Origin of the sequence: Pseudomonas silesiensis (genome assembly GCF_001661075.1) — a bacterium.
GTDB lineage: Bacteria > Pseudomonadota > Gammaproteobacteria > Pseudomonadales > Pseudomonadaceae > Aquipseudomonas > Aquipseudomonas silesiensis.
This window is the reverse complement of record NZ_CP014870.1, coordinates 4,912,193-4,927,265: the sequence shown is the minus strand read 5'-3', so window position 1 is coordinate 4,927,265 and position 15,073 is coordinate 4,912,193. Positions and strand designations below refer to the sequence as shown.

14 protein-coding genes are annotated in these 15,073 nt (G+C 61.6%); all 14 read left to right on the top strand.

What is annotated here, in order from left to right; translation table 11 throughout:
* Positions 1 to 71 precede the first annotated feature (71 nt).
* Positions 72 to 1,457: a flagellar filament capping protein FliD gene (gene fliD, locus PMA3_RS21765; protein ID WP_064679120.1), complete on the top strand. Its 1,386-nt coding sequence runs from the start codon at positions 72 to 74 to the stop codon at positions 1,455 to 1,457.
* Between the two features lie 152 nt (positions 1,458 to 1,609).
* On the top strand, positions 1,610 to 2,002 hold the full coding sequence (gene fliS / locus PMA3_RS21760; RefSeq protein ID WP_064679119.1) for a flagellar export chaperone FliS: 393 nt from the start codon (positions 1,610 to 1,612) through the stop codon (positions 2,000 to 2,002).
* Positions 2,003 to 2,025: 23 nt separating this feature from the next.
* On the top strand, positions 2,026 to 2,322 hold the full coding sequence (fliT, locus tag PMA3_RS21755) for a flagellar protein FliT (RefSeq protein ID WP_064679118.1): 297 nt from the start codon (positions 2,026 to 2,028) through the stop codon (positions 2,320 to 2,322).
* Positions 2,323 to 2,491: 169 nt separating this feature from the next.
* Positions 2,492 to 3,967, top strand: a complete 1,476-nt coding sequence (locus PMA3_RS21750) for a sigma-54 dependent transcriptional regulator (RefSeq protein WP_064679117.1) — start codon at positions 2,492 to 2,494, stop codon at positions 3,965 to 3,967.
* Between the two features lie 220 nt (positions 3,968 to 4,187).
* Complete coding sequence (locus tag PMA3_RS21745; protein WP_064679116.1) at positions 4,188 to 5,408, top strand: sensor histidine kinase; 1,221 nt, start codon at positions 4,188 to 4,190, stop codon at positions 5,406 to 5,408.
* Between the two features lie 5 nt (positions 5,409 to 5,413).
* Positions 5,414 to 6,799 carry a sigma-54-dependent transcriptional regulator gene (locus tag PMA3_RS21740; RefSeq protein WP_064680777.1) on the top strand — a complete coding sequence of 462 codons (1,386 nt, stop codon included), beginning with the start codon at positions 5,414 to 5,416 and terminating at the stop codon, positions 6,797 to 6,799.
* Between the two features lie 260 nt (positions 6,800 to 7,059).
* Positions 7,060 to 7,389 (top strand): flagellar hook-basal body complex protein FliE, encoded by a 330-nt coding sequence (gene fliE / locus PMA3_RS21735; protein WP_064679115.1) that lies wholly within the window; start codon positions 7,060 to 7,062, stop codon positions 7,387 to 7,389.
* A 16-nt stretch (positions 7,390 to 7,405) separates the two neighbouring features.
* Positions 7,406 to 9,193, top strand: coding sequence for a flagellar basal-body MS-ring/collar protein FliF (gene fliF, locus PMA3_RS21730; RefSeq protein ID WP_064679114.1), 1,788 nt, complete (start codon positions 7,406 to 7,408; stop codon positions 9,191 to 9,193).
* On the top strand, positions 9,186 to 10,202 hold the full coding sequence (gene fliG, locus PMA3_RS21725) for a flagellar motor switch protein FliG (RefSeq protein WP_064679113.1): 1,017 nt from the start codon (positions 9,186 to 9,188) through the stop codon (positions 10,200 to 10,202). Before fliF ends, fliG begins: the two co-directional genes overlap by 8 nt.
* A 7-nt stretch (positions 10,203 to 10,209) precedes the next feature.
* Positions 10,210 to 11,010 carry a flagellar assembly protein FliH gene (gene fliH / locus PMA3_RS21720; protein WP_064679112.1) on the top strand — a complete coding sequence of 267 codons (801 nt, stop codon included), beginning with the start codon at positions 10,210 to 10,212 and terminating at the stop codon, positions 11,008 to 11,010.
* A complete protein-coding gene (fliI, locus tag PMA3_RS21715; RefSeq protein ID WP_064679111.1) occupies positions 11,000 to 12,358 on the top strand; it encodes a flagellar protein export ATPase FliI in 1,359 nt (452 codons plus the stop codon). The genes fliH and fliI overlap by 11 nt, the downstream gene beginning before the upstream one ends.
* Positions 12,359 to 12,364: 6 nt before the next feature.
* Entirely contained in the window at positions 12,365 to 12,814 is a 450-nt protein-coding gene (fliJ, locus tag PMA3_RS21710) for a flagellar export protein FliJ (RefSeq protein WP_064679110.1), read from the top strand.
* A gap of 229 nt (positions 12,815 to 13,043) precedes the next feature.
* Positions 13,044 to 13,349, top strand: coding sequence for an STAS domain-containing protein (locus PMA3_RS21705; protein ID WP_064679109.1), 306 nt, complete (start codon positions 13,044 to 13,046; stop codon positions 13,347 to 13,349).
* 5 nt (positions 13,350 to 13,354) lie between these two features.
* Positions 13,355 to 15,061, top strand: coding sequence for an ATP-binding SpoIIE family protein phosphatase (locus tag PMA3_RS21700; RefSeq protein WP_064679108.1), 1,707 nt, complete (start codon positions 13,355 to 13,357; stop codon positions 15,059 to 15,061).
* Positions 15,062 to 15,073 lie beyond the last annotated feature (12 nt).

Below are 15,073 nucleotides of genomic sequence, written 5' to 3'. Positions count from 1 at the left end.
TTTTGTTGCTGTCCTGCGCTTAAGGCGCACTTCGTCAAGAAAGCGGCAGCCAATGGATTAGGAGAAAGCTGATGGCGGGTTCAACGGTTAGCGGTATTGGATCGAACATCGATACCCAAGCGATTGTGAAGTCCTTGGTTGACGCAGAAAAAGCGCCCAAGCAAGCACAGATCAACACCCAGACGCTCAAGGCAACCACCTCGCTATCGTCTATCGGCAAGATCCAGGCGGCGCTGGATGCCTTCCGTGGCGCCTTGACGACGATGAGTACTGGAAGCAGCTTCACTGGATTGACGGGTTCTTCGACCGACGAAAAAGTCGCAACGATGACGGCGGGCAATGGCGCTTCCACGGGCACCTTCAGATTAGTGGTCTCGCAGTTGGCCAGCGCTTCTAAGTTATCCACCAGGAACTTTACCGGTGGTGCCTCGTCGGTGGTTAATGCCAGCGCCAACCCAACCACATTGACAATTACGCAATCCGGCAAAAACTACGACTTGAGTGTGCCCCCTGGGGCGACGCTGCAACAAGTGCGGGATTCGATCAACACTCAATTTTCCACGGCTGGGTTGAGCGCCAACATCCTGAGTGACTCCACGGGTTCGCGCCTAGTCCTGACCTCTACCAATGGCGGGGTCGGTTCGGACCTGACCATGTCGGGCGACTCCGGCATCAATACCGGCTCAACCGTGGTCGAGATACCAAAGAACGCCAAGTACACCATCGACGGAATCGCGATGGAATCCAAGACCAACACAATCGCCGAAGCGGTCAGTGGCGTGAGCATCAAGCTGGTAGCGGTCTCGCCAACGGCAGCGGGTGCCACCGAGCCGACGGCAACCACGATTGCGGTGAGCACCAACAACACGGTGATGAAGTCCGGGGTCAAAGGTTTTGTCGATACCTATAACGCGCTGATGAAGGCGATCAGCGCGGAGACCAAAGTCACCATGAACGCCGATGGCACGCCGACAGCGGGCGCGCTGACCGGTGATGCGTCGATGCGTACCCTGGTGAGTTCGATCCGCAATGAATTGAACGCGATGTCCGGTACAGGCACCCTGAAATCCTTGGCGCAGTTTGGTATCAGTACCGATTCGACGACGGGCCTGCTGACGCTTGACGACAAGAAATGGGACAAGGCGATTACCACCAATTCGGCGGACGTCGGCAGTATCTTCAATGGCAAGACCGGCCTGCTGGCGCGCCTGACGACGGCCACGGACGGTTATTCCAAGGCGAGTACCGGCACGTTGGCGGAGCGTACGAAGTCGCTGAGCGATAGTTTGAACGACCTGAAAAAGCAGCAGGACTCCCTGGATGAACGCATGACGCTGTTGCAGAGCAGCCTGTCGGCCAAGTACAACGCCATGGACTCCCTGGTGGCCAGGCTGCGTGCGCAAAGCGACAGCATCATGACCACGCTCAACGCGCTCAACAATCCGAAAGACGACTGATCCAGGTCCGGCTTGAAAACCCCGGGGATGCTGTCAAAACAGCGCCTGGCTTTTTCCCGGGGCTGAGTCCGGCATTAAAGTTTTCTGTCGACCAGTCGACATAAAGATCAGAGCACACCTATTCAAGCTGTTGTCTGTCACGAGGTAGAAACATGAATCCCATGAGAGCCCTTCGCCAATACCAGAAGGTCAATTCCCATGCGCAGATCTCGGAAGCCAATCCCCATCGCCTGGTGCAGATGCTGATGGAAGGCGGGCTGGATCGCATCGCCCAGGCCAAGGGCGCCCTGGCTCGGGGTGATATCGCGGAAAAAGGCCTGATGCTGGGTAAGGCGATCGACATCATCATCGGACTGCGTGACGGCCTGGATGCCGGGAAAAGCGAAGACCCGGCGTACGTGCAGCAACTGGAAAGCCTCTACGTGTACATGACCAATCGCTTGATGGAAGCCAACGTCAAGAACGACGTCACGATCATGGATGAGGTATTGGGATTGCTGGTCACTGTCAAAAGTGGCTGGGATGCGATTGGTGTAGCTGAATAGGCCTGGCGGCCGAGGATGATGTCATGAGCCATGCACTGCAACGGATTGACGATACCCGCGAAGCCCTGATCAGCGCTTTGAGCGATCGGGATTGGGATGCGATTGGCAAGCTGGACGAGACGTGCCGCGTCTGCATCGATGAAGTGCTCAGCGAAGCACCGGTGGACGAAAACGCCGTGCGGGAGAAGTTGGAGAGCCTGCTGGTGGTTTACCAGAAACTGATACAGGTAACGACGGGCGAGCGCCAGTCGATAGTCGACGAAATGTCCCAGATCACCCAAGCGAAGAGCGCGGCAAAGGTTTACCATCTGTTCGGTTGAAAAACCGGCAGTCCACAATGCAGTGCGCCATAAATTTGACTGTGCACGGTTTTTTGACTTAACTAGTGGCTGTTCGCACATTTCAGGCGTTTACGGGCCTTTCGGTCTGCGAGCGTCTAGCTTGCCCACTCATTTCGGGCACCGAGTTGACTAGGGAAGTTGCAATTGCATGTGGCGTGAAACCAAAATTCTGCTGATCGATGACGATAGCGTTCGCCGCCGGGATCTGGCGGTGATTTTGAATTTTCTTGGTGAAGAAAATTTGCCCTGCGGCAGCCATGACTGGCAGCAGGCTGTCGGCTCGTTGTCATCAAGTCGTGAAGTGATCTGTGTTCTCATCGGGACGGTCAATGCGCCTGGTGCACTTTTGGGCTTGTTAAAGACACTCTCTACCTGGGATGAGTTCCTTCCGGTGTTGTTAATGGGCGATAATTCTTCCGTTGACTTGCCCGAAGACTTGCGTCGTCGGGTGCTGTCGACCCTGGAAATGCCGCCCAGCTACAGCAAATTGCTCGACTCGTTGCACCGTGCCCAGGTCTATCGCGAGATGTATGACCAGGCGCGCGAGCGCGGTCGACACCGCGAACCGAATCTTTTCCGCAGTCTGGTCGGCACCAGCCGGGCGATCCAGCACGTGCGGCAGATGATGCAGCAGGTTGCCGACACCGATGCCAGTGTGCTGATCCTCGGGGAGTCCGGTACTGGCAAGGAAGTGGTCGCGCGCAACCTGCACTACCACTCCAAGCGGCGTGACGCGCCGTTCGTGCCGGTCAATTGCGGGGCGATTCCGGCGGAATTGCTGGAAAGCGAACTGTTCGGGCATGAGAAGGGCGCCTTCACCGGGGCGATCACCAGTCGGGCCGGGCGCTTCGAGCTGGCCAACGGCGGCACCCTGTTCCTCGATGAAATCGGCGACATGCCGTTGCCGATGCAGGTCAAGCTGTTGCGCGTATTGCAGGAGCGCACGTTCGAGCGCGTGGGCAGCAACAAGACCCAGAGCGTCGATGTGCGCATCATCGCGGCGACCCACAAGAATCTCGAAAGCATGATCGAGATCGGCTCGTTCCGTGAAGACTTGTATTACCGCCTGAACGTATTCCCGATTGAAATGGCGCCGCTGCGCGAGCGTGTCGAAGACATCCCGCTGCTGATGAACGAGTTGATCTCGCGCATGGAGCACGAGAAGCGCGGTTCGATCCGTTTCAATTCCGCGGCGATCATGTCGCTGTGCCGTCACGGCTGGCCGGGCAACGTCCGTGAGCTGGCCAACCTGGTGGAGCGCATGGCGATCATGCATCCCTACGGGGTGATTGGCGTGGTCGAGTTGCCGAAGAAGTTTCGTTATGTCGACGATGAAGACGAGCAGCTGGTCGACAGCCTGCGCAGTGATCTCGAAGAGCGGGTGGCCATCAACGGGCATGCCCCGGATTTCAGTGCCAGTGCGCTGCTGCCGCCGGAAGGCCTGGACTTGAAGGACTACCTGGGTGGTCTGGAGCAGGGGCTGATTCAGCAGGCGCTGGATGATGCCAATGGCATCGTCGCGCGCGCCGCGGAACGCCTGCGTATTCGTCGCACCACCCTGGTGGAGAAGATGCGCAAGTACGGCATGAGCCGGCGTGAGGGTGATGAACAGGCGGAGGATTGACGCCTGTTCTGCCCCCCCTTGTAGGAGCGAGCTTGCTCCGGGCGGCGTTCCGACGATGGACGTTAACGATAACGCGTTCTTCCAGGATGCCTGCGTTGACCTTGCGTTTTTCGCGAGCAAGCTCGCTCCTACAGTTTCCGGTGTTTTCAGGCACGGGTATTGCTATAGCTCTCGCAACGTTCCGTTTATCTGACGGTCCAGCCCAGCGAGTGAGCACACGATGCCCCAAGCCGCCCAGATCTCTCCTGTCCCTGACGCTTCGGGGTACCCGTCCGCAGAGCAGGCCAGCCGGCTTGGCCTTGAGCAGTCGTTTGCCGTGTTCAACCAGATGTCGAGCCAATTGACCGACTCCTACAGCCTGCTCGAAGCCCGGGTCACCGAGCTCAAGGGTGAGCTGGAAGTGGTCAGCGCCCAGCGCATGCAGGAACTGGCGGAAAAAGAACGCCTGGCCAACCGCCTGCAAAACCTCCTTGATCTGTTGCCCGGTGGCGTGATCGTCATCGATGCCCAGGGCATCGTGCGCGAGGCCAATCCCGCGGCCTGTGAGCTATTGGGGCTGCCCCTCGAAGGCGAGTTGTGGCGGCAGGTCATTGCCCGGTGCTTCGCGCCCCGGGAGGACGATGGCCATGAAGTGTCCCTCAAGGATGGCCGGCGCCTGTCGATCGCCACCCGTTCGCTGGATGCCGAGCCGGGCCAGTTGGTGTTGCTCAACGACCTGACTGAAACCCGACACCTGCAGGATCAACTGGCGCGCCATGAGCGTCTGTCATCCCTGGGGCGCATGGTCGCCTCGCTGGCCCATCAGATTCGCACGCCCTTGTCCGCGGCCTTGCTCTATGCCAGTCATTTGACTGAGCAAGCGCTGCCGGTCGAGACCCAGCAACGGTTTGCCGGCCGCCTCAAGGAACGTTTGCATGAGCTCGAGCATCAAGTGCGCGACATGCTGGTGTTCGCCCGCGGCGAGCTGCCGCTGACCGATCGCATCACCCCGAAAATGCTCTTGCAGGCGCTGCAGGCGGCAGCGCTGACCCAGGTGCAGGATGTGCCCATCCGCTGGCAGTGCGACAGCCATGCGGGCGAGCTGCTGTGCAATCGCGACACCCTGGTCGGCGCGCTCCTGAACCTCATTGAAAACGCGATTCAGGCCAGTGCCGGTGATGTGCGTTTGAAGGTCCATCTCTATACCCGCGACGACAGCTTGCGCGTCGCGGTCAGTGACAGCGGCAGTGGCATCGACAGCCAGGTGCTGGCCCGCCTGGGCGAGCCGTTTTTCACTACCAAGACCACCGGCACCGGCCTCGGCCTGACCGTAGTCAAGGCGGTGGCGCGGGCCCATCAGGGTCAATTGCAGCTGCGCTCGCGGTTGGGTCGCGGCACCTGCGCGCTGGTGAGCCTGCCGCTTTTTTCGGCGGACAAGCCCAGCGTTCAGGGGGCGCAATGAACAACGTGGCGATCAAGGTGTTGCTGGTCGAGGACGACCGTGCCTTGCGCGAAGCCTTGGCGGATACGCTGCTGCTCGGCGGTCACGCCTACACCGCGGTCGGTTCGGCAGAGGAGGCGTTGGCTGCCGTCAGTGTCGAGGCGTTCAACCTGGTGCTCAGCGACGTCAACATGCCGGGCATGGATGGCCATCAACTGCTCGGATTGCTGCGGGCGCGTCAGCCGCAATTGCCGGTGTTGCTGATGACGGCTCACGGCGCGGTGGAGCGGGCGGTCGATGCGATGCGTCAAGGCGCGGCGGATTACCTGGTAAAGCCGTTCGAGCCCAAGACCTTGCTGGATCTGGTCGCGCGGCATGCGCTTGGCAGTCTTGGTGCGAGCGAAGGCGAGGGGCCGATAGCGTTCGAGCCGGCCAGTGCGCAATTGCTGGAACTGGCGGCGCGGGTCGCGCGCAGTGATTCCACGGTGCTGATCTCCGGTGAGTCCGGGACCGGCAAGGAAGTGCTGGCGCGGTACATCCACCAGCACTCCCATCGCGCCAGTCAGCCGTTCATTGCGATCAACTGCGCCGCCATTCCGGACAACATGCTCGAGGCCACGCTGTTCGGTCACGAGAAGGGCTCGTTCACCGGTGCCATCGCGGCGCAGGCCGGCAAGTTCGAACAGGCGGACGGCGGGACCATCCTGCTCGACGAAATTTCCGAAATGCCCCTGGGCCTGCAGGCCAAGCTGCTGCGCGTGTTGCAGGAGCGGGAGGTCGAGCGGGTCGGTGCGCGCAAGCCGATCATTCTCGACATTCGCGTGGTTGCCACCACCAACCGTGACCTGGCCGCTGAAGTGGCGGCGGGGCGGTTTCGGGAAGACCTGTTTTATCGGCTGTCGGTGTTTCCGCTGGCCTGGCGTCCGTTGCGCGAGCGCACGGCGGATATCCTGCCGCTGGCCGAGCGGTTGCTGGCAAAGCACGTTCACAAGATGAAGCATGCCGCGGCCCGCCTGTCGCCCGAGGCGCAGGCGTGCCTGATCGGTTATCCATGGCCCGGCAACGTGCGCGAGCTGGATAACGCGATTCAGCGGGCGCTGATTTTGCAGCAGGGCGGGTTGATTCAGCCTCAGGATTTCTGCCTGGCCGGGCCGGTGGCCTGTGCGCCGTTGCCGGCCCTGGCGCCTGTCGCGGTGCGCGCGCCGGAGGTCGAAGCGGAATCCGCCGGGGGCTTGGGCGATGATCTGCGGCGCCGTGAGTTCCAGATGATCATCGACACCCTGCGCGCCGAGCGTGGCCGTCGCAAGGAAGCCGCCGAACGCCTGGGCATCAGTCCGCGCACCTTGCGTTACAAGCTGGCGCAGATGCGCGATGCGGGGATGGATGTGGAAGCCTGTCTGTTCGCGACCTGATTCACCCAATCCTGCCGCAACACAACCCCCTGTAGGAGCGAGGCTTGCCCGCGAAACAGACACCGCGGTTTTTCAGGCATTGCGCGTCATCGTTCTTCGCGGGCAAGTCGAATCGTCGCACCGCTCGCTCCTACAGGGGGCGCGATCAGCGTTCGGGGCTTTTGTTTTTCAGGGCCATGGAGCTGGCACCCTTGTTGCTAACACCTGACTACCCGCCGAGTGAGCGTCAAAAAATTGCGGGTCGCCAGAGAGAGTAGACGATGAGCCAAGGTATTGAATTCAATCGGTTGATGCTGGATATGCGGGCCATGCAAATGGACGCCATGTCTGCGCCGAAACCGACGGCTGCCGTCCCGCAACTGCCGGGCAGCAGCTTTGCCGACATGCTCGGTCAGGCCGTCAATAAAGTGAATGAAACCCAGCAGGCTTCCAGCCAGTTGTCCACGGCGTTCGAGATCGGCAAAAGCGGTGTCGACTTGACCGACGTGATGATTGCCAAGGAAAAAGCCGGTGTGTCTTTCCAGGCGATCACCCAAGTCCGTAACAAGCTGGTTCAGGCCTACCAAGACATCATGCAGATGCCGGTTTAAAGGACGATAGCGAGTCATGGCAGAACCAGGCGCTGATAACGTTCCGGCCAGGGCCACTCCGGCAGGCGGCAAACCGCCGCTGTTCGGTTTGTCCTTTCTGGAAAATCTCTCCGAGATGACCATGCTGCGTCAGGTGGGCCTGTTGGTCGGTCTGGCGGCGAGCGTGGCGATTGGCTTTGCCGTGGTGTTGTGGTCCCAGCAACCGGACTACCGGCCGCTGTACGGCAGCCTCGCCGGGATGGACGCCAAGCAGGTCATGGATACCCTCGCGGCCGCCGATATTGCCTACTCCGTCGAACCCAATTCCGGCGCCTTGCTGGTCAAGGCCGAAGACCTGTCCCGCGCGCGCCTCAAGCTCGCGGGCGCTGGTGTCACTCCCAGCGACGGCAATATCGGTTTTGAAATCCTCGACAAGGACCAGGGCCTGGGCACGAGCCAGTTCATGGAAGCGACCCGCTATCGGCGCGGCCTTGAAGGCGAACTGGCGCGGACCATCTCCAGCCTGAACAACGTCAAGGGTGCCCGGGTGCACCTGGCCATTCCGAAAAGCTCGGTGTTCGTGCGCGATGAGCGCAAGCCCAGTGCATCGGTGCTGATCGAGCTGTATTCCGGCCGCTCCCTGGAGCCCGGCCAGGTGCTGGCGATCATCAATCTGGTCGCTACCAGCGTGCCTGAGCTGAGCAAATCCCAGGTCACCGTGGTCGATCAGAAGGGCAACCTGTTGTCGGACCAGGCGGAAAACTCCGAGCTGACCATGGCCGGCAAGCAATTCGACTACAGCCGCCGCATGGAAAGCATGCTCACCCAGCGCGTGCACAACATCCTGCAGCCGGTGCTGGGCAACGATCGTTACAAAGCCGAAGTCTCGGCCGACGTGGATTTCAGTGCCGTCGAGTCGACCTCCGAGCAGTTCAACCCGGATCAGCCGGCGTTGCGCAGCGAACAATCGGTGGACGAACAACGCACCACCAGCAATGGCCCGCAAGGCGTGCCGGGTGCCCTGAGCAACCAGCCGCCATCGCCGGCTTCCGCGCCGGCGACCACCGGTGGCGGCACCGCGTCGGCCGGCATGGTGCAACCTGGCCAGCCACTGCTCGACGCCAACGGTCAGCAAATCATGGACCCGGCCACCGGCCAGCCGATGCTCGCCCCGTACCCGGCGGACAAGCGTTCACAGTCCACCAAAAACTTCGAGCTCGACCGTTCCATCAGCCACACCAAACAGCAGCAGGGCCGTTTGAATCGCCTGTCGGTGTCGGTGGTGGTGGACGATCAGGTCAGGATCAACCCGGCCAACGGCGAAACCAGCCGTGCGCCATGGACCGCCGATGAGTTGTCGCGCTTCACCCGTCTGGTGCAGGACGCCGTCGGTTTCGACGCCAGCCGTGGCGACAGCGTCAGCGTGATCAACATGCCGTTCTCCGCCGAGCGCGGTGAAGTGATCGCCGATGTGCCGTTCTACTCCCTGCCGTGGTTCTGGGATGTGATCAAGCAGGTGCTGGGTGTGCTGTTCATCCTGGTGCTGGTCTTCGGTGTGCTGCGTCCGGTCCTCAACAACATCACCAATGGCGGCAAAGGCAAGCAGCTGGTCGGGGTCGGCAGTGATGTCGAATTGGGTGGCATGGCCGGTCTGGATGGCCAACTGGCCAACGATCGCGTCAGTCTCGGCGGGCCGCAAAGCATCCTGTTGCCGAGCCCGAGCGAAGGCTATGACGCCCAGTTGAATGCAATCAAGAGTCTGGTGGCAGAAGATCCGGGTCGCGTGGCCCAGGTCGTGAAAGAGTGGATTAACGCAGATGAATGATAAAGCCGCTGCCGCGAAACTGTCCAAGGTCGACAAAGCCGCGATCCTGCTGCTGTCCCTGGGCTCCACCGACGCCGCCCAGGTGTTGCGCCACATGGGCCCGAAAGAGGTTCAGCGCGTGGGCGTGGCCATGGCGCAGATGGGCAACGTGCACCGCGAGCAGGTGGAGCAGGTGATGAGCGAGTTCGTCGAGATCGTCGGCGACCAGACCAGCCTGGGCGTCGGCTCCGACGACTACGTGCGCAAGATGCTGACCCAGGCCCTGGGCGAGGAGAAGGCCAACGGCCTGATCGACCGCATCCTGCTGGGCGGCAACACCAGCGGTCTCGACAGCCTGAAGTGGATGGAGCCGCGCGCCGTCGCGGACGTGATCCGTTACGAGCACCCGCAGATCCAGGCGATCGTGGTCGCCTATCTCGACCCGGACCAGGCCGGCGAGGTGCTGGGCAACTTCGATCACAAGGTGCGCCTGGACATTATCTTGCGGGTGTCCTCGCTCAACACTGTGCAGCCGGCCGCCCTGAAAGAACTCAACCAGATTCTCGAGAAGCAGTTCTCCGGCGCCTCGAACGCCTCGCGTACCAACCTGGGTGGCATCAAGCGCGCGGCCGACATCATGAACTTCCTCGACAGCTCGATGGAAGGCCAGTTGATGGACTCGATCCGCGAAGTCGACGAAGACCTGTCCGGCCGGATCGAAGACCTGATGTTCGTGTTCAACAACCTGGCCGATGTCGACGACCGCGGGATTCAGGCGTTGCTGCGCGAAGTGTCCTCCGATGTGCTGGTGCTGGCCCTCAAGGGGTCGGACGAAAACGTCAAGGAAAAGATCTTCAAGAACATGTCCAAGCGGGCGGCCGAACTGTTGCGCGACGACCTCGAGGCCAAGGGCCCGGTGCGCGTCAGCGACGTGGAAACCGCGCAGAAGGAAATCCTCACCATTGCCCGCCGTATGGCCGAAGCCGGAGAAATCGTTCTCGGCGGGAAGGGCGGCGAAGAGATGATCTGATATCACTATGGCGACCGAACATGATGAGTCCCAGTCCGACCTGATCCGTGCCAAGGACGTCAGGGGTGTCGATATCTGGTCGTTGCCCAGTTTCGATCCGTACGTGCCCGAGCCCGAGCCGGAGCCTGAACCCGAGCCGCCGTCAATGCAGGAAGTGCCGCTGGAGGACGTCCAGCCGCTGACCCTCGAAGAGCTCGAAAGCATTCGCCAGGAAGCCTACAACGAAGGCTTCGCCACCGGCGAGCGGGAGGGCTTTCACAGCACCACGCTCAAGGTCCGCCAGGAAGCCGAAGTGGCGCTGACGGCGAAGCTTGCCGCCCTGGAAAAACTCATGGGCCACCTGCTGGAACCCATTGCCGAGCAGGACACCCAGATCGAGAAGTCCCTGGTCGACCTCGTGCAGCACATCACCCGGCAGGTGATCCAGCGTGAACTGGCCATCGACTCGACACAGCTCGAACACGTCATGCGCGATGCCCTCAAGTTGTTGCCATTGGGCGTGGGCAACGTGCGGCTGTACATCAATCCGCAGGATTTCGAACAGGTCAAGGCCCTGCGCGAGCGGCATGAAGAAACCTGGCGCATCGTCGAAGACGAGGCCTTGTTACCGGGAGGTTGCCGGGTCGAGACCGAGCACAGTCGCATTGACGCCACGGTTGAAACCCGGATTGCGCGGGTCATGGACAAGCTGTTCGATCAGTTGCATGAACAATCGCTACACCCGGCTGCGCCGGACCTGAGCCTGGAACTGCCGATAGGCAATACTCCGGCAGCCGCCCCCGCACCGGACCTGCCCGATGCGCCTTGACCGCACCAGCTTCGCCAAGCGCCTGGGCAGTTACGCCGAGGCCGCGACGCTGGCCGGCGCGCCGATCCTCGAAGGCCGCCTGCTGCGCATGGTCGGCCTGACCCTCGAAGCCGAAGGCTTGCGCGCCGCCATGGGCAGCCGCTGCATGGTGATCAACGACGACAGTTATCACCCGGTGCAGGTCGAAGCCGAAGTCATGGGCTTCTCGGGCAACAAAGTCTTTCTGATGCCGGTCGGCAGCGTCGCCGGGATCGCCCCCGGTGCGCGCGTGGTGCCGCTGGCGGATACCGGTCGCCTGCCGATGGGCATGAGCATGCTCGGGCGGGTGCTCGACGGCGCCGGTCGGGCGCTGGACGGCAAGGGCGGGATGAAGGCCGAAGACTGGGTGCCGATGGACGGCCCGACCATCAACCCGCTCAAGCGTGAACCGATCAGCGAGCCGCTGGACGTGGGCATACGATGCATCAACGGCTTGTTGACGGTCGGTCGCGGCCAGCGCCTCGGGCTGTTTGCCGGTACGGGTGTGGGCAAGAGTGTGCTGCTGGGCATGATGACCCGCTTCACCGAGGCCGACATCATCGTGGTCGGGCTGATCGGCGAGCGCGGTCGTGAGGTCAAGGAATTCATCGAGCACATCCTCGGTGAAGAAGGCCTCAAGCGTTCGGTGGTGGTGGCCTCACCGGCGGACGATGCGCCGCTGATGCGTCTGCGCGCGGCCATGTACTGCACGCGCATCGCCGAATATTTCCGTGACAAGGGCAAGAACGTGCTGTTGCTCATGGACTCCCTGACCCGTTTCGCCCAGGCCCAGCGGGAAATCGCCCTGGCCATCGGCGAACCGCCCGCGACCAAGGGCTATCCGCCGTCGGTGTTCGCCAAATTGCCGAAACTGGTGGAACGCGCCGGCAATGCCGAGAAGGGCGGCGGTTCGATCACGGCGTTCTACACCGTGTTGTCCGAGGGGGACGACCAACAGGACCCGATTGCCGACTCGGCCCGGGGCGTGCTCGACGGGCACATCGTGCTGTCCCGGCGCCTGGCCGAGGAAGGTCACTACCCGGCGATCGATATCGAAGCGTCCATCAGCCGGGTCATGCCGTCGGTGGTGTCGAAGGAACACATGGCCCGCGCCCAGTATTTCAAGCAATTGTGGTCGCGTTATCAGCAAAGCCGCGACCTGATCAGCGTCGGTGCCTACGTCGCCGGCGGTGATCGGGAAACCGACCTGGCGATCGCCCTGCAACCGCAGTTGGTCAAGTACCAGCGCCAGGGCCTGAACGACAGCATCAGCCTGGGTGAAAGCGAAGCCTACCTGGGTTCGATCTTCGCGCCTGCGGCCGGCGGTTAACCGGCCATGTCCCAGAGTCGCGCAGCCCGCCTGGCACCGGTGGTGGACATGGCCGAAAAGGTCGAGAAAACCGCGGTCCAGCGCCTTGGGCACTTCCAGGGGCAGGTCCGCCTGGCCGAAAGTAAACTCGCCGACCTCGAAGCGTTTCGGCTCGACTATCAGGAGCAATGGATCGTGCGCGGCAGCAGCGGCGTTTCCGGTCAATGGTTGTTGGGTTATCAAGGCTTCCTGGCGCAGCTGGGCACGGCCATTGATCAGCAGCGACAAAGCCTCGCCTGGCATCAGAACAATCTGAACAAGGCGCGGGAAACCTGGCAGCAGGCGTATGCCCGGGTCGAAGGGTTGCGCAAGCTGGTGCAGCGCTACATGGATGAGGCGCGACGACTGGAAGACAAGCGCGAGCAGAAGCTGCTGGATGAATTGTCCCAGCGGTTGCCGCGGCAGGATCCATATTGAGTCAGTGAGACCGCGTTATCGTTCTTCGCGGGCAAGTCGGATCGCCGCACCGCACGCTCCTACAGGGGCTGAGTCGTTCACGGAAATTACGAACGACACAAAACCCTGTAGGAGCGAGGCTTGCCCGCGAAGGCGTCCTCGGCCCCACCACAACTACCAGCCTTGCCCCCACCCTCGCCAAGTGCTAAACCTTCTACACGTACGTTCCCCAATGACAAGGAAGCCGTTCATGCCAGTCGTGACAGAAGTATCCCAAGGTGGGCAAAAGCTGACGATTTCGATCAAGGGGCGATTCGATTTCGCCAAGCATCAGGAGTTTCGTGAGTCCTATGAAAATCTTCAGCCAAAACCCGACTCCTTCGAAGTGAACTTGAAGGACGCCACCTACCTCGACAGTTCTGCACTCGGCATGTTGTTGCTGCTACGTGATCACGCTGGCGGCGACAATGCCGAGATCACGCTGACCAACGCCAATCCAGATGTGCGCAAGATCCTCGCCATTTCCAACTTCGAACAGATCTTCGACGTCGCGTGACGGCCATGCAGCCGCCGCTCGAATCACTGACGATCCTCATCGCCGAAGACAGCGCGGCCGATCGCATGCTGCTGTCGAGCATCGTCCGGCGCCAGGGGCATGAAGTGCTGACGGCCGCCAACGGCGCCGAGGCCGTCGAAGCGTTCCGTCAGCAACGCCCGCAACTGGTGTTGATGGACGCGATGATGCCGGTGATGGACGGCTTCGAGGCGGCGCAGCAGATCAAGGCACTGGCCGGGGAAACCCTGGTGCCGATCATCTTTCTGACCTCGCTCTCCGAAAGCGAAGCCCTGGCGCGCTGTCTGGAAGCCGGGGGCGACGACTTTCTGGCAAAACCCTACAACCAGGTGATCCTCGCCGCCAAAATCAAGGCGATGGACCGCTTGCGCCGTTTGCAGGCCACCGTGTTGCAGCAGCGTGACCAGATCGCCAGGCATCACCATTACCTGCTCAACGAGCAACGGGTGGCCAAGGCCGTATTCGACAAGGTGGCCCATTCCGGTTGCCTGAGTGCCCCGAATATCCGCTACCTGCAATCGCCCTACGCGCTGTTCAACGGCGACTTGCTGCTGGCGGCGTTCACCCCGGCCGGCGACATGCATGTATTGCTCGGAGATTTCACCGGCCATGGGTTGCCGGCGGCGGTCGGGGCCATGCCCCTGGCTGAAGTCTTCTATGGCATGACGGCCAAGGGTTACGGTCTGTCTGAAATCCTGCGCGAGATGAATGCCAAGCTCAAGCGCATCCTGCCGGTGGACATGTTCTGTTGTGCCACGCTGCTGTGCCTGAGTTTTCAGCGGCGCTCGGTGGAAGTGTGGAACGGCGGGATGCCGGACGGTTACCTGCACGCCATCGCCAGCGGTAAGCGCACGCCCCTCAAGGCTCAGCACTTGCCCCTCGGCGTACTGAGCCCGCAAACCTTTGACGATCGCACCGACGTGTTGCCGATGGCGGTCGGCGATCGGGTGTTTCTGTTATCCGACGGTGTGATCGATACCTGCGATGCCAACGAACAACTGTTCGGTGTCGAGCGACTGCAGCGGGTGTTTGCCGCCAATCGTCAGCCTGATGCGTTGTTCGCAGAGATCGAGCAGGCGCTGCGCGATTTTCGCGGAGAAGCCCGTGACGACGTGAGCATGGTCGAGGTCAGTTTGCTGGAGGCGGCGCAGGTGAGCCCGCCGGCGTTGGTGTATTCCGACAGTGGCCAGTGCTGTCCGCTGGACTGGTCGGTGAGTTTCGAGTTTCGCGCGGCCACGCTCAAACGCTTCAACCCGCTGCCCTATCTGTTGCAGTTGCTGCTGGAGGTCCATGGGCTGCGGGCGCAGAGCGGGGCGCTCTACACGGTGCTGGCTGAACTGTACTCCAACGCCCTGGAGCATGGCGTACTGGGCCTGGACTCCGGCCTTAAACGGGATGCGTCGGGTTTTGCCCGCTATTATCAACAGCGCAATACGCGCCTGGATGAATTGCGCGATGGCTTCATCCGGGTACATTTGCAGGTGACACCGAAGGGCGAGGGCGGTTGCCTGACGGTTCGCGTCGAAGACAGTGGCAAGGGGTTTGATGTCGAACGGGTGATGCAGCGCCCCGCTGATGGTGTCCGGCTGTCGGGACGTGGCGTCGGTCTGATCCGTCAATTGAGCCGCAATGCCAGCTGGTCCGACGATGGTCGAAGTGCCCGCGTGGAATTTTTCTGGGAGGCTCTGGCATAATCCACGCATTCT

What these genes read in the sequence shown, in the direction of transcription:
- fliE (WP_064679115.1), top strand. Translation starts at nt 7,060, where the DNA reads ATGAGCCAAGGTATTGAATTCAATCGGTTGATGCTGGATATGCGGGCC.
- fliJ (WP_064679110.1), top strand. Translation starts at nt 12,365, where the DNA reads ATGTCCCAGAGTCGCGCAGCCCGCCTGGCACCGGTGGTGGACATGGCC.
- fliT (WP_064679118.1), top strand. Translation starts at nt 2,026, where the DNA reads ATGAGCCATGCACTGCAACGGATTGACGATACCCGCGAAGCCCTGATC.
- fliG (WP_064679113.1), top strand. Translation starts at nt 9,186, where the DNA reads ATGAATGATAAAGCCGCTGCCGCGAAACTGTCCAAGGTCGACAAAGCC.
- PMA3_RS21700 (WP_064679108.1), top strand. Translation starts at nt 13,355, where the DNA reads ATGCAGCCGCCGCTCGAATCACTGACGATCCTCATCGCCGAAGACAGC.
- fliI (WP_064679111.1), top strand. Translation starts at nt 11,000, where the DNA reads ATGCGCCTTGACCGCACCAGCTTCGCCAAGCGCCTGGGCAGTTACGCC.
- PMA3_RS21750 (WP_064679117.1), top strand. Translation starts at nt 2,492, where the DNA reads ATGTGGCGTGAAACCAAAATTCTGCTGATCGATGACGATAGCGTTCGC.
- fliF (WP_064679114.1), top strand. Translation starts at nt 7,406, where the DNA reads ATGGCAGAACCAGGCGCTGATAACGTTCCGGCCAGGGCCACTCCGGCA.
- PMA3_RS21745 (WP_064679116.1), top strand. Translation starts at nt 4,188, where the DNA reads ATGCCCCAAGCCGCCCAGATCTCTCCTGTCCCTGACGCTTCGGGGTAC.
- fliS (WP_064679119.1), top strand. Translation starts at nt 1,610, where the DNA reads ATGAATCCCATGAGAGCCCTTCGCCAATACCAGAAGGTCAATTCCCAT.
- fliH (WP_064679112.1), top strand. Translation starts at nt 10,210, where the DNA reads ATGGCGACCGAACATGATGAGTCCCAGTCCGACCTGATCCGTGCCAAG.
- fliD (WP_064679120.1), top strand. Translation starts at nt 72, where the DNA reads ATGGCGGGTTCAACGGTTAGCGGTATTGGATCGAACATCGATACCCAA.
- PMA3_RS21705 (WP_064679109.1), top strand. Translation starts at nt 13,044, where the DNA reads ATGCCAGTCGTGACAGAAGTATCCCAAGGTGGGCAAAAGCTGACGATT.